Annotated in this window: 12 protein-coding genes; 4 read left to right on the top strand and 8 right to left on the bottom strand. The window is 39.7% G+C overall.

The window, feature by feature from the left end; all coding sequences use genetic code 11:
* Window positions 1-5 precede the first annotated feature (5 nt).
* The 7 genes from ACQKIC_RS15385 to ACQKIC_RS15355 form a co-directional block, all read right to left on the bottom strand.
* Entirely contained in the window at window positions 6-734 is a 729-nt protein-coding gene (locus ACQKIC_RS15385) for an SDR family NAD(P)-dependent oxidoreductase (protein ID WP_427591848.1), read from the bottom strand.
* Between the two features lie 13 nt (window positions 735-747).
* Entirely contained in the window at window positions 748-2169 is a 1422-nt protein-coding gene (locus tag ACQKIC_RS15380) for an FAD-dependent oxidoreductase (RefSeq protein ID WP_427591847.1), read from the bottom strand.
* An 11-nt stretch (window positions 2170-2180) separates the two neighbouring features.
* On the bottom strand, window positions 2181-2630 hold the full coding sequence (locus ACQKIC_RS15375) for a GlcG/HbpS family heme-binding protein (protein WP_402872532.1): 450 nt from the start codon (window positions 2628-2630) through the stop codon (window positions 2181-2183).
* Window positions 2623-3519 (bottom strand): isocitrate lyase/PEP mutase family protein, encoded by an 897-nt coding sequence (locus ACQKIC_RS15370; protein WP_403080169.1) that lies wholly within the window; start codon window positions 3517-3519, stop codon window positions 2623-2625. The genes ACQKIC_RS15375 and ACQKIC_RS15370 overlap by 8 nt, the downstream gene beginning before the upstream one ends.
* Window positions 3520-3545: 26 nt before the next feature.
* On the bottom strand, window positions 3546-4223 hold the full coding sequence (locus ACQKIC_RS15365; protein ID WP_402872526.1) for a GntR family transcriptional regulator: 678 nt from the start codon (window positions 4221-4223) through the stop codon (window positions 3546-3548).
* 1085 nt (window positions 4224-5308) lie between these two features.
* Window positions 5309-7039, bottom strand: coding sequence for an assimilatory sulfite reductase (NADPH) hemoprotein subunit (cysI, locus tag ACQKIC_RS15360; RefSeq protein ID WP_427591846.1), 1731 nt, complete (start codon window positions 7037-7039; stop codon window positions 5309-5311).
* A 27-nt stretch (window positions 7040-7066) separates the two neighbouring features.
* A complete protein-coding gene (locus ACQKIC_RS15355; RefSeq protein ID WP_427591845.1) occupies window positions 7067-8869 on the bottom strand; it encodes an assimilatory sulfite reductase (NADPH) flavoprotein subunit in 1803 nt (600 codons plus the stop codon).
* 235 nt (window positions 8870-9104) lie between these two features.
* Here ACQKIC_RS15355 and ACQKIC_RS15350 point away from each other — a divergent pair, with 235 nt between their 5' ends.
* Entirely contained in the window at window positions 9105-9998 is an 894-nt protein-coding gene (locus tag ACQKIC_RS15350; RefSeq protein ID WP_402989607.1) for a LysR family transcriptional regulator, read from the top strand.
* 154 nt (window positions 9999-10152) lie between these two features.
* Window positions 10153-11343, top strand: coding sequence for an oxalate decarboxylase family bicupin (locus ACQKIC_RS15345; RefSeq protein ID WP_427591844.1), 1191 nt, complete (start codon window positions 10153-10155; stop codon window positions 11341-11343).
* Window positions 11344-11584: 241 nt separating this feature from the next.
* Here ACQKIC_RS15345 and ACQKIC_RS15340 read toward each other — a convergent pair whose 3' ends face one another.
* On the bottom strand, window positions 11585-12283 hold the full coding sequence (locus ACQKIC_RS15340; protein ID WP_427668680.1) for a hypothetical protein: 699 nt from the start codon (window positions 12281-12283) through the stop codon (window positions 11585-11587).
* 206 nt (window positions 12284-12489) lie between these two features.
* Here ACQKIC_RS15340 and ACQKIC_RS15335 point away from each other — a divergent pair, with 206 nt between their 5' ends.
* Both ACQKIC_RS15335 and ACQKIC_RS15330 read left to right on the top strand, forming a co-directional pair.
* A complete protein-coding gene (locus ACQKIC_RS15335) occupies window positions 12490-13905 on the top strand; it encodes a PQQ-dependent sugar dehydrogenase (protein WP_427591842.1) in 1416 nt (471 codons plus the stop codon).
* Between the two features lie 84 nt (window positions 13906-13989).
* On the top strand, window positions 13990-14457 hold the full coding sequence (locus ACQKIC_RS15330) for a DinB family protein (RefSeq protein WP_427591841.1): 468 nt from the start codon (window positions 13990-13992) through the stop codon (window positions 14455-14457).
* Window positions 14458-14990 lie beyond the last annotated feature (533 nt).

Genomic DNA, 14990 nt, shown 5'->3' with positions numbered 1-14990 from the left:
TTTTCTCATGTATTTACTGGTCTTCCAATTCCAAACGCTTCAATAGCTGTTGCTGTAACAGCTTTGGTTTTTTCAAGGCATAAATCAACAATGATTTCAGCAATATCAATAGGGTGTAACCAATTATCTTTATTAACAGTAGGCGCTAAGTCTTCCATCATTTTTGTGGCTACGGGTCCAGGGCATACGGCATTTACACGGATGTTAAAGGGCTTGAACTCTTCTCCTAATGCCTTGGTGAAACCGATAACCGCATGTTTTGCTGTAATGTAGGCACTACGATCCGGTCCGCCTTTTAATCCCCATATAGAGGAAATGTTTATAATAATACCTTCAAGTTGTTTAATCATGTTTGGAACTACTGCACGAGTCGCTAAATACATACCTCTAACATTTAAATCTTGCATGCTATCCCATTCTTCAATGCTAGTTTCTAAGAAAGGTTTGATAACCATAGATCCAGCATTATTAATTAGAATATCAACATGCCCCAGATCAGTCTCAATTTGTTTAAACGTTTGTTCGATGGTATCTCGTGAGGTTAATTCACAAAAATAGGCCTTAGCATTGCCTCCATTAGAAATTATTTGGGTAACTGTATTGTTAATCTCTTCTTGATTATTTGATAAAACAGCTAGTGTGGCTCCCAATTGCGCTAATAGAATACTTGTTTCTTTACCAATACCTCGACCACCGCCAGTTACAACGGCAACTTTTCCTGTTAAAGTTGACATTCTATCTTCCCCCTTATACTTTTACACCTAAAGTATCTATCACATAAGATGAAGCATGAGTACCTGCACGTTTTCCATAAACTAACCCACGTAATACAGATGTTCCACCAGGATATTTTCCATAGTAAAGACCTGCTGTTTCGCCGGCAGCATACAATCCAGGAATTGACTCATCATCGTTTGAATAGACAGCACCATCAGTATTTGTCGCAAGACCGCCATTAGTAAATACATTTGAGCAAGCAATAGGATACGCAATAAAGGGTCCCGTTGTAATTGGTATAGCCCAATTTGATTTTTCAGGTGTAATACCAATCGCCTTCTTGCCATCTTTCTGAAGAGGATCAAAAATCCCGTCTTGTACAGCCATATTAAATTCTTGAACTGTTTCCTCTAGATTTTCAGCAGAAATATTAAGTAATTCAGCTAATTCACTTAAAGTATTAGCTACAATTGCAGGTTTATCTGTTTCTAGAGCTTGTTCATAATTTGGAATATCATACATAGTTTGATCACTAATCATATAGGCAACATGTCCAGGTAAATCATAGAAAATCTTTCTAGCGACTTCTTCGTAATATTCATCAATAGTTGTTTTCCCTTCGTCAAGGAAGCGCTTACCATTTTGATCTACTAAAATAGCGTAGGGGAAGAGCATTACAGCAGCTTCTTCTCGTTTACTTCGAGGATCTACCGGTTCAGCATGGAAAGAATCAAACTGTCCCGCGCTTTTTGCTCCGATTGAAAGTGCCATTTCAATAGCCTCACCTCTATTGAAATATCCACCTTTACACACAGCAGGAATTTTGTGAGCATCTCTACCGATATATTGAGCCATCATACGTTGATTCCCTTGGAAACCACCAGCAGCTAAAACAACCGACCCCACTTTTAACTCAAGTGAGTTTCCACCTTTAACTCGGATATTCAACCGACTTACTGCACCATCTTCATTTAATGAAATATTCCATGCTGTTGCTTCATAAATGATATCAACCCCTTGGATCCCAGCTTTTCTAGCTAACGTATCGATGATGGCACGGCCGCCTCCAACGGGTAGTAGCCTCGGTTTATTTGAAGTTAAAAACATGGTCGGTAAATAATCAAATTCGACCCCATGTTGATTTAACCATTGAAGTGTTGGTCCTGCTTCTTGAGCAAGTGTTTCCACATAACGAAGATCTGAAAAATTATCGGAAAAAGCAAGCATATCTTCCACAAAATTGTCTGCTACTTCATTCAAGTTTTTCATTCTCATATATGATGCAGTCCAACGCGAATTTCCTCCACGATGGTCAAAATCAGAGCGCTCTAAAATAGCAATTTTAAGTTTCTTATTTAAAACTTCAGCTTGTTCTGCTGCAGCTAAAGCGGCAGAAGTTCCTGCAACTCCACAACCAATTACAACAATGTCATAGTCGAGATTTGATGTCATATTTTATCCCCCTATTCTTTGCTTAAAGTAAGTTCTTCAATAATCGCTAAAGCAGCTTTGCATACTTGCATGTCATGTGAATAATGTCCGCCGCTAACACCGATTCCTCCAATTAATTCCTCGCCTAATTTAATTGGATATCCACCTCCAAAAATCACAAGACGCTCTGTGTGTACAATACCATGCAGTAAAGGTGGATCATCTTTTAATCTATCGTACCATTCATGTGTAGCGCGATTATAGGTAGCGGCAGAAAAGGCTTTGTTTTGGGCAATTTCTAAACTTAATACAGGTGCACCATCCATTGCTGCAAATGCTTTTAAATTACCTGGCTTATCTACAATTGCGATGCTAAAGTTGATACCTAGTTCCATTCCTTTTTGTTTGGCGACTTCTAACATTTTTGTTGCAAGTTCAATGCTAATATTTTTAGATTCAACAGCTAATTGTAATTCAGACATTTTTTATTTCCTCCTTAGGATCGATAGATAAGTATTTTTCTTCCCAAATATTAATTTGATTTAGTTTAAATAGTTTTTGACGATCCTCCCAAGAGCAGATAGCTTCGCCTAGATTTTTTTGAGAACATTCAAAATTCAGAATATTTAAAGCGTTTTTAATTCCTTGTATTGATGCGCGTAAAACGGTATTAGCACAAAGTACAATTTGATATCCTAACTCATGAGCTTCATCTAGCGTAATGAGTGGGGTTTTAGCTCCTTCAACTAGATTTATAAGTTGCGGGATATGTTTCAATGAGCTTGTAATCGTTTTCATTTGTTCGATTGAAGTAGGAGCCTCAATAAATAAAACATCCGCCCCAGCTTCTTTATACGCTTTAGCTCGATCAATAGCATCCTCAATACCATTAACAGCTAGTACATCTGTTCTTGCGACAATTACTAGATTCTCATCTTGTCGTGCATCTGCTGCAGCATGAATCTTATAAATCATTTCTTCCTTAGAAATAACACTTTTATTATTAAAGTGACCACATTTTTTAGGAGATATTTGATCTTCAATTTGTATGCCAGCTACCCCAGCTCGTTCAAACTCTCGAACCGAACGGATTACGTTAATAGCATTACCGAATCCTGTATCAAGATCAGCGATAATTGGTATATTAGTAACATCAGTCATACGCGCTACGATATCTAGCACTTCTTTCATACTAGTAAGACCTACATCAGCCCAACCGAGTTGGGCATTAGAAATACCTGCACCTGTAGCATAAATTGCTTGAAATCCTAACTCTTCAATTAAACAAGCTGACATTGAATCATATGCACCAGGTAACATAAATGAGTTAGGGGCATTTATGAGTTCACGTAAACGTAATTTTTTATCCAATATAGAACCTCCTTTTTAAGCTTTATCTATTTGATTAGATGAACTTTTATTGATTGAATTGCTGCATCTAAACTATTTTCGATATGTTCTCTCATTAATAATTCAGCTTGTTCGCCATCTTTTAGCTCAATAATTTTGTAAAGCGCTAGATGTTCTTTCGCAGCAGCAGAACTACGATATTTATTTGTCTTAGGACCTAGTCCACGGTAGCGCATAATATGATCATTCATATTATTTAAGATTTTTACAACTGTTCGATTTCCGCTAATATCGTACAACAAGTGGTGTACTTTATCCCCATATAAAATTACTTTATCACTGTCAGATTGCTCAGCAGCTTGAACTAATAAATCCGTGAACAATTTCAGTTCAGATAATTCCCTTTCGGAAATCTTTATTGCAGCTTCTTTTGCGACTTGACCCTCTAATAAACTACGAACTGTAAAGATTTCTTTTGCTTCTTGGACTGAAACAGGAGCTACTTTAATACGACCATTTGGGAGGCGTACGATTAATTCTTCGAGCTCAATTCGATGTAAAGCTTCGCGAATAGGTGTACGACTAATCTCAAGTTGTTCCGCTAAGGCTTTTTCATTGATTTGTTGAGAAGGCTCTAACTGTCCAGAAATTATAAGTTTCTTCAATTCCATATAGACAAAATCTTTTGCTGAATACCTTTTACTTTCCAATGAGGAAAGATCCATTGTAACCCCCTCCTCTCTGTATTTAGTATAATTGTATACATTTATACCTTAATTAAATTAAACATATTTTTCCATTAATTGTCAACTTCTTTCTTGAATATTTATTTTTTTAATTAAAACTAAATTATTAACTTAAGTTTTCGCACACCAAATTTGGCAGGTAGGCCCTGATATAGCTAGGTAAACCTACAAGCCATTGAAATAATTTCTGTATTTTTTTATTCGTTCTCTTGAAGAAGCTCAGTTAACTGCTGCAATGCGACAGCCCAATTGAGTATTTCGTTTAAAAGTCATAAAAAACCACCGAGTGTGTTTCGGTGTGACCGTAATTTTCCCACGCCAGTACAGCGTAACGAGCGAGAACAAAGTCGTATGGTGATAAGTAAATCATATGAGCGTCCTTGAAACTCTTTTAGTAAACAAAGATTTGATTATTGTCTTGAAAAACCAATCTAAAGACGGGTGATTTTTTGCTCAGAAGGGGTGCCATCTGTGTTTACAGTGGCAAGCCAGTCACTTTTCTTGTTTCGTTTTTGAACGAAAATAACCTAAATAGATACTCCGTTTCCAATAAATCTTGAGTATCTTAAAAAAAATCTACTCTTAAATAATCGATAACCATTTTATGAAACATCTTTCCGATGAAATTAGTGAATCCGATTAAAAGATAGCTTTTTCATCTATAAGATAGCGTTACTGCATTTACTCATCGCTTATTCCCCTAGCTTTTTTTATATGCTTGCTTGTACCAATATCCTGTAAGAGGGTGCCCTCCTCATGCTGCATTTCTATTTGGCTGGCATACTTTTTATTTACTGAAATATCTCATGATTCGCCTTGCAATGAAATCCTTTTGGGGGGCTTCGTTACATCAGGATATTCTTTGATTCGTTCCAATTTCTCCTGCATTCTTTTCTTTTATGCCCGTTCATACTTTTCTTTTTTGTTGTTCTTGATTCTCCTTCTGGGATTATTGAGAACCTGCTTCAAACCTCATCCCTCAACTATCAGTTCCTCTTGGATTTTTTAACAAAAATCACAAAAAAAAGAGACAGGCACAAGTCCTGTCTCAAATACATATTTGGTTATGCATGAAAATTCATACCGTCTGTTGTTGCTTTTATGACTCCCGTGCGGACGACGAAGTTTCCAAAGTGTTCTCCTTCTTGCCGTTCTTTTGCGTAACGTGAAAGCAGTACACGCAATTCGCTTAATATTTCTTCTTCGCCAATATTTTCGCGGTACATTTTACTGAGTCGGCTGCCATCAAAGGCCGCTCCGAGATACATATTGTATTTGCCGGGGGCTTTCCCGATAAAGCCTATTTCCGCGAGGGCTGGACGAGCACAACTGTTAGGACAGCCCGTCATACGGATGGTGATTTCTTTATCCCGTAGACCATTTTCATCAACAATGCTCTCGATTTTCTCAAGTAAATCCGGTAAATAACGCTCAGCTTCCGCCATCGCCAATCCGCATGTAGGAAGAGCTACGCATGCAAGTGAGCTGCGACGGAGTGCTGAATAATGCTTGCCATCCGTCAAACCGTATTGTTCCATCAGTTCATTGATTATTTTCTTTTTTTGGCTGGAGACGTTGGCAATGATCAGATTCTGATTGGCTGTTAACCGGATATCCCCTGTATGGACTTTCGCGATTTCACGCAAGCCGGTCATCAGCTTGTAATCATCAAAATCGGCAATACGGCCGCTTTGGACAAACAGGGTATAATGCCACTTACCTTGCACGCCTTTCACCCAGCCATAGCGGTCCCCATTATGATCGAAATGGTATTCCTTGGCTTCAGCCAAGTTCCAGCCAAGACGGTTTTCCAGTTCGGCTTTTACATTTTCCAAGCCAAGTCGATCAACCGTATACTTGAAGCGGGCATTTTTTCGGACGGAACGGTTCCCATAATCCCGTTGAATCGTAATGACCTTTTCCGCCACATCCAAAATTTGATCTGGTGTACAAAAGCCGATTACCTTGGCAAGCTGAGGATATGTCGCAGTGTCGCCATGGGTCATGCCCATGCCCCCGCCTATCGCTACATTGAATCCTACAAGTTTAGTATCTTCAACGATTGCAATGAAGCCTAAATCTTGTGAATATACATCGATGTCATTCGATGGCGGAACAGCGATTCCAATTTTGAACTTCCGTGGTAAATAAAGCGGTCCGTACATCGGTTCCACTTCTTCTACTTCCGGTGTTCCGACCACTTTCTCTTCATCAAGCCAAATTTCATGATAGGCCCTTGTTCGAGGCAATAGGTAGTCACTCAACCTTTTTGACCATTCATATACTTCCGTATGTATCTCTGATTGATAGGGATTCGAGTTGCACATGACGTTTCGGTTCACGTCACCGCATGCTGCAATCGTATCAAGCATGGACGCATGAATATCCTGTATCGTCTTTTTCATATTCCATTTTAAAATGCCATGCATTTGAAACGTTTCACGTGTTGTCAGCTTTAACGTGCCGTTTCCATATTTTTGGGCAAGTTCATCCATGACAAGCCACTGAGCTGGCTGGGCCACACCTCCAGGCATGCGAACACGGAGCATGAATTGATAAGCTGGTTCAAGCTTTTGTTTTTGTCGTTCATTTCGAAGATCCCGATCATCCTGCAAGTAACTGCCGTGATGCTTCATCAAACGATTATCATCATCGGGAATACCGGCACTTATTCGGTCTTGCATCACTTCCATGAGCGTTCCACGCAAGTAATTACTTCTTTCTTTTATCTCCTCGACGTCACTAGGCGGGCCGTCTGGTGCTTTTAGTATTGATTTTAATAAAGGATCCACCATATTATTTTATCTCCTTTCCGTCCGAAATCAGTATACATCTCGCTGATAGCGTTTTTCTTTTTGCATGTTGCTAAGATAGCTTACCGCTTCCTCATAGCTCATGCTGCCTTCTTTTTGGATAATTCCTATAAGGGTTTCATGGACATCATGTGCCATATTTTTCTCATCACCGCAAATATAAACAGCAGCACCCTCTTGCAACCAATTGAATAGCTCGCCACTATGTTCAAGCATGCGGTTCTGTACATATATTTTTTCGTCGGTGTCACGCGAAAACGCAACATCCATCTTAGATAACACACCTGATTTCAGCCACTTTTGCCATTCGGTCTGATAAAGGAAATCCGTGACGAAATGCTGATCCCCGAAAAACATCCACGATTTACCTTGTATTCCCGCTTCCTCACGTTCTTGCATAAACGAACGGAATGGAGCAACACCTGTACCTGGTCCTACCATAATGATTGGGGTGTCTGGATTACTCGGCAGCTTGAAATTTTGGTTAGATTGAATGTAGATCGGCAGGGTGTCACCTGGTTGTAACCGTTCCGCACATAATATAGAACAAACTCCATTTCGTTCACGTCCATACGTATTGTACCGCACTGTTCCGATTGTTAAATGGACTTCATCTGGATTCGCGGATAAAGAGCTCGCAATCGAATAAAGACGGGCCGGCATTTTCCGAAGAGTGGAGACGAACTCCTGTGCCGATTCCCCCCATTGACCAAAGTCGTGGATTAAATCAAGCAAATCTCTTCCTTGACGGTAGGCTTTTAGTTTTTCTTCATTTCCTGGTGACACTAGCTCCCGTAATTTTTCATTGCTTGAAAGCTGTGCCGCCTGTTCAAGAAGCGATTTAGTCAAAACAGTTATCTCCAAATGGGAGCTGAGTGCTTCTTTAAGCGAAAGAACATCTCCCTGTTTGTTTACGGTCACCTTTTCTTCAGGCTCCCACTCGATCTCCTCAAGAATAAGGTCTACAAGAGCAGGATCATTTTCTGGATATACACCAAGACTATCACCAGGCTCAAATGTGAGTCCAGAGCCTTCTAGCGACAACTCCAGATGACATGTTTCTTTATTTGAACCTCGGCCATTCAAATTCAAGTTTTCCAGAACTTCGGCTTTGAATGGATTTTTTCTCGAATATACGGATTCACCAGCAACTGATTGCTCAGCAGGAGCAACAATAGCCGCTTCCCCGGCCTCACTTAAGCTCGCAATAACACCTTCTAGCCACTCCGTTGCAGGTTCATCATAATCCAAATCGCAATCAACGCGAGGATAAAGCCTTTTGCCACCAAGCTCTTCCAAACGCTCATCGAAGTCCTTGCCCGTTTGGCAGAAAAACTCATACGAGCTATCACCAAGCGACAACACGGAAAAATGGAGATCATCCAGTTTCGGTGCACGTCTTCCATTCACAAATTCATGAAACGTCAAAGCATTATCCGGCGGGTCACCTTCACCATGTGTACTAACTGCAATAAGAAGGTTTTTGACTTTCTTCAACTGATTCGGCTTGAAATCACTCATGGAGGAAACGGCTACTTGAAAGCCTTTTTCCTCTAACTTCTTAGCCGCGTTCTCCGCAATCCTTTGGGCATTGCCTGTCTGGGACCCGTAGAGAATGGTCACTTCTTTTGATATTGTCTTTCTAACAAGAAGTTCTTGTGATGGTGCCTCTGTTATCGCAGAAAAAGACTGCGTCGCAGACAAATAACCGTTCAGCCAAACTTTTTGCGTTTCTGTCAAAGTTGGCAAAAGACGATTAAGAAGTTCTACTTGTTCTTGGTTAAACGGACTGTTCATTACCTGAAGTTGCAACGATTTCCACCTCGCAAAAGAATAATAACTATCATTTTATGTATAACGAATATTCAAATAATTATTGTTATAGTCGCATAACCTTTTATTCTAGTATACAAGCATAACAATAATGAAACGACATTTTTTCAATTCTATATATTTCTAGTTAAACTTTACCAGATGTAAAATCATTAGTAAAATATATATATGTTATTTAAACTATTAGGAATACTAATGATTAGGTGGGATATATTTGTATTACGATGCATTAAAAACGTTTGTAACCCTTGTCGAAGTCAAAAATTTCACAAAAACTGCCGATAGACTTCTAATGTCACAGCCCAATGTTAGTTTACATATAAAAAAACTGGAACAAGAGTTTCAGACAAAATTGCTTCTGCGATCGCCAAAATATATAAAAATCACCCCAACCGGAGAAATTTTATACGAGCGGGCAAAGCAGATGATCACGATTTACGAACAAACGAGACGAGACATCGAGGAGCGTCACAACACGATAAAAGGAGAATTAAAGATTGGTGCTAGTTTTACAATTGGCGAGTATATACTCCCCTCTTTACTCATCGATCTGCAAAATGACTATCCCGAACTCGAGCTTCAAGTCATGATAGGAAATACGGAAGAAATCGTTCAATCCGTCCAGTTATACAAAGTGGATATAGGCTTGATTGAAGGCCAGACCAATGAAAAGGAGCTTTCCGTGCACTCCTTCATGCAAGATGAATTATTTATCGTTTCCTCCAACAAACATGAACTAGCTAATAAAAAAGATCTAACGATATCCGACCTGCAAAATCAGGCATGGGTCACTCGAGAAGTAGGATCGGGTACCCGTGAATACCTGAACCACCTTATCCGTTCAAACGGGCTGAAAGTCAAGTCGCTCCTGACCATCAGTAGTAACCAAGGAATTAAAGAAACACTTATAAAAAATGGAATGGGTCTCTCTCTCCTGTCCCGTAGTGTCATAGAAAGAGATGTACAGCATCATATCCTTTCTATCTTACAGGTGAAAAATGAGACGTTTCCACGTACGCTTTCCTATGTTTACTCTCCTATTATGAAAGATAAGAAAAACGTTCAAACTTTTATAAGTTCGTTAAAACAAAAATGGCCAACACAATAAGAATCAAACGAAATATAAAGGGAGGAAACGTCATATAAGTATTAACTTCCAAATGCAACCTGTTCTTACTGGCATTGAAAAGTAATGTGAGTAATATACATCATGTAGTACTGTTTAATTTCAATTAAACGGGATGGATTAAGGAGGTAAATCATTGACGAAGCCGATTGATTTTACAGTTTATGCGGATAGAATACCTGAACCGATTCGAGCTGACGGTGCTGGTGCAACAGATCTCGGACCACGTGATATTTTACGAGCATTGGAAAATCCGGATATGCTTGTGCCCCCAGTGACGGATGAGGGAACTGTTCCGAATTTACGGTTTTCCTTCTCCGACACGAATATGGTTTTAAAGCACGGTGGATGGTCAAGACAGATTACAATACGTGAATTGCCGGTCGCCACGACACTTGCAGGAGTTAATATGCGTTTAACGCCAGGTGGCGTAAGGGAACTGCATTGGCATAAAGAAGTCGAATGGAGTTTTATGCTTGCAGGCAGAGCGAGGGTAACCGCTGTAGACCAGAATGGGAAAAACTTCATTGCAGACGTTGGTGTTGGCGACCTATGGTATTTCCCACCTGGCATCCCCCACTCGATTCAAGGTTTGGAGGAAGGGTGTGAGTTTTTATTGGTGTTTGATAACGGGGCTTTCTCGGATTTAGACACCTTCGCAATCTCAGATTGGTTCGCCCATACCCCTAAAGAAGTTCTATCTGCTAATTTTGGTGTACCAGAAAGTGCATTTAAAGATATCCCGAAGCAGGAAAAGTACATTTATCAAGGGGAAGTTCCCGGTCCAATCGATCAAGTAGCGATTCCAGATCCTTTCGGTACCCGGAATTTTACGCATAGCCTCCTTGGTCAAGAACCTGTTACATCTCCAGGGGGATCAGTCCGTGTTGCGGATTCCACCAATTTCCCCGTGTCGGAAAATATATCTGTAGCTCTTGTCGAAGTCTTACCGGGAGCCATGAGGGAATTACACTGGCATCCGAATAATGATGAATGGCAATACTTCCTCACTGGCCAAGGACGGATGACCGGGTATGCAGCTGATGGAACAGCTCGTACGTTTGATGTAAGAGCAGGAGATGTTGGGTACATGCCGTTCTGCTTTGGACATTATATCCAAAATACAGGCAGCGAGACGCTTACGTACCTAGAAGTATTCAAAAGCCCCAAATATGCCGATATTTCATTAACACAGTGGATGGCATTGGTTCCTAAAGAAATTGTGGAAAGTAATTTAAATGTGGCATCTGAAGTGATGGACGCATTAAGGAAAAAGAAATGGGAAGTGGTCAAATTCCCTGGATATACGTACAATGATTTCGAATAATGATAAGAAACCTTTCATCTAACAAATACGATTACTTCTTTGAACAGGGTCCCTTTAATAAAGGAACCCTGTTTCCTCTTGTTAGAACGCTCTGTTTCTCTCGAACGCCTGATGCTTTACTTTCTCACTTTACTTGTAGGTGGATCTGTTGCTTCGTTAAATGAAGTACTCCAGGAGTCTATTCTCGATAGCCAAACCATTTTTCTTAAGTTTCACAGGAAATAGAGCCCAAGCAGGTTCGCTACGGCTCTATTTTTTCACTTTTACATTTTTTCTTGATTTTCCTGTCCTGAACATCATTCACCGGCTTGATCACTCTATCAGGCAGGGTTTGAGCCAATCGTTTCAGAACAAACGAACAAGCTTCTGCTGCTATCCATGCATACAGAATACTGAAAACCGCTATGAGAAATAAGGATGGAAAATGAAAAGACGTACCAAAGCCTGAGCCTAACACAGGAAAGCGGAAAATGAAAAGAATCGCTATGATTCCCATAAATAAGGTAACTCCCGACAAGAAAACAACCATAAGCCTTGTTTTCGACTTATAGAAGGAAACACCAAGTACCCATCCTAGAATACCCGTTGTGAAGGAAAAAATAAGTAGTTCGCTAGGCTGGATAAACAATACCAGAAGGATTGTCACAGAATAAGAAAGAAATCCGTATCTGACCGATACAATCGTTGCTAAACATATAGGTAATGTCGTCATCGCACTTACGACAAAACCAATGCCGGGCATATATCCCCCTGCTGATTGAAATATGGCTGCAAACGAACTTAATATCGCGGTGAGTATTAGTTTAGTGGTAGGTAACCATTCCGTAAGGTCACGTTTGATTTCAAAAAAAGGATGCTGCCAATACTGTACGGCTATACTTTTTACCCTCTTCAGAAATCCCACCTCCATCAAATAGTAACCTAACCTTATACTATTCACTGTTTTATCTAAAAATCACTGGATATCTATCCAACTTAACGATAGATAACTGATTTATGAAGGCATAGTACATTATGACAACCTCTTTTTCTAGCTGGCTACGAAAAGATGGTCAACTCCTAGTTCGCTCCTTCATTATTTGGTATTAATAAAACAGGTCTAATCATATCTTAATAAAAGAAAAACGAAGAAGGAGTGTAAATTTATTGAAAAGAGTGAAGGTTGGTTTACGGCCCATTGTAAGTAAGATAAATTTACCGACTGTTTTGAAAACAGCGATACTCCCGGGTGACTCAAAAGAAACAATATTCATCGCAACCCAAGTAGGGGAAATTTTTTATATAAGAGACGGAGTTATACGGACGTTTATTGATATTCGCCTGCGTATCGTAAAACTAGGTGCTTCTAGAGGTGGATATGATGAACGCGGTTTGCTAGGACTAGCTTTTCATCCCCAATTTTATGATAAAGGTCTGTTTTACCTTCATTATTCAGTAGCTGGAGCACAGGGCCCTGGTGCTCTTCCTGATTCTTTTTCACCTAACCCGTGCGATTTAAGGACGTTAAACCTAAAGTGGGACGATAGAGAAACTCAATATGACCATATTGATACTTTGGAAGAATGGGTTTTACCTTCGAATGGTGAACCTCAACAACGACGGACATTACTAAACATAAGAAGACCATTTTCTAATCATAATGGTGTAAATAGCTTAAACTTTTCACCTGAAACAGGAAAACTCGTTTTAACCACAGGGGATGGTGGGTCAGGCTTTGATCCATTCAATTTAAGCCAGAACGACATGGAAATCGCAGGTAAAATAATTGAAATTGATGTAGGTAAGAATACATTCATCCGAAATCCCCCCATCGTCACACGGTTCAATGAACTTCCCCTACCTATTCAGGAAACACTTACGATGATTGTTAAAGGCGTACGGAATATACCTGGCATATCATTTCAAAGATTTAATAATCAGTACATCAAATATGCGGGAAATGTCGGACAGGATGTGGTAGAGTCCATTTTTTCATTTGGTCCGTATAAACCAATACCGGTTACCCATCTTGTTCGAGCTTTCCTCATGAAATCTGAAGCGGGTCAAGAAGGATTGATTAACTTTGGCTGGCGAGCGTGGGAAGGTATCCTCCCTACTCCAATTGTAAAGGGTTGCTCTGCGAATCCAACTTTGGAAGAGAAAACAATGGCTTATTATGATGAGGCACTAAAAGTTTCAGGAAATCGTCTTGAACCTGTGACTAGTTATTTTCATAAAGATCCCCGACCCGATAAATTTGGAGGAACTGCACTGACAGGAGTGCAACCCTATATGGGGGATAAAATCCCCGCCTTAGCAGGAAATGTTGTGTTTACTGATCTTGCCCGGAAGGAAGAAAGTCAATCTCCGGCTAGAGGGGTTTTAGCTTACACTAGTATAAGGGAAGATTGTAAACTAAATGATTATAACGTGATTCAAACCGATTATAATTTTGGTTCCCAATCAGCTTATTATGTGAGCTTGGGAACAAATCTTGATCAAACTACACTATATTTAGGGGTTTATGGTTCGATGAAAGTGAATGATTTTAACCAAGGTACTATTTTTGAAATTATTCCGTGACGAACTTATCAAAGCAAAAACACCCTGAAGCCATTGAGGGCTTGTGAAATCAGTTTATTATTTTCTTATTGTGGAGGGTTTTTATTGAAAACACTTTTCAGATATAACTGGATGGTAAGAGAAGACTGGTATCGTTGGTGTGAAGAGTTAAGTGAAGATGAGCTTTTGCAAAACCGAACAGGTGGAATGGGAAGTATATTACATACACTTTTCCATATTATTGATGTCGAGTGGAGCTGGATACGTCTCTTACAGGGGAAAACTGATTTTCAGGAGAGTTTCCATAATTATAAAAGCTTGAATAAGGTTCGAAAATTGGACGCAGAATTTCATGTGAATAACTGGGATGTAAGTATGGAAAATAAATCATTTTACGATACCCTGCCAGATGGAAAAATTGTAACGGATACTTGGGGCGAAGTTATGAGACATAGCATTGTTCACGAAATTCATCATATAGGACAACTATCAATTTGGGCAAGAGAATTGGGAAGAAAGCCTGTTTCCGCAAACCTTATCGGACGGGGTCTTTCCTCTTATTCTAAAAAATAATTCAAATAGATATTAGTTTATTTCTCTGTTTATTAACGGATTACGATGCTCTAAAGTACATCACCTTTATTGTTTACTGACGGGACTTTTTTTTGTGGAGCAAAAGGTGTTTGTGAAGCATTGTACTTAAACAAACAGGGGCGTTAGTTGAATAATCGAGTAGGAGGAGGCGCTTAGCCTCCGACCTCTCACACCACCGTCAGTACCGTTCGGTATACGGCGGTTCAGGTTATGTCCGACGTAGTTTTGTATATCGTTCATATGAACTTTCTAACCCTTTATTATCATGGGGTTTTACATCATGCCGCCCGTAGGTTGTAGTGGTGTAATTTTTAATTTGTGGCGTAGAGTGCGAAAAATCAGGGTTATATTAAATTCTTACTGTAATATCTTTAAGGACTTTTAACCATTTTTCATTGGATTGCGTTAGTATAATGTTAGCAATTTCAAACAGATAGTCTGTTAACGTTATTCACACACTCCACATGTGGTGAGTGTTGAGGGTGGTGCAAAATATTAAGATGATGTAGTAG

Source organism: Peribacillus sp. NPDC046944 (assembly GCF_050272735.1).
Lineage (GTDB): Bacteria > Bacillota > Bacilli > Bacillales > DSM-1321 > Peribacillus.
Note: the sequence above shows the minus strand (reverse complement) of the source record. Positions and strands in the feature narration are given on the sequence as shown.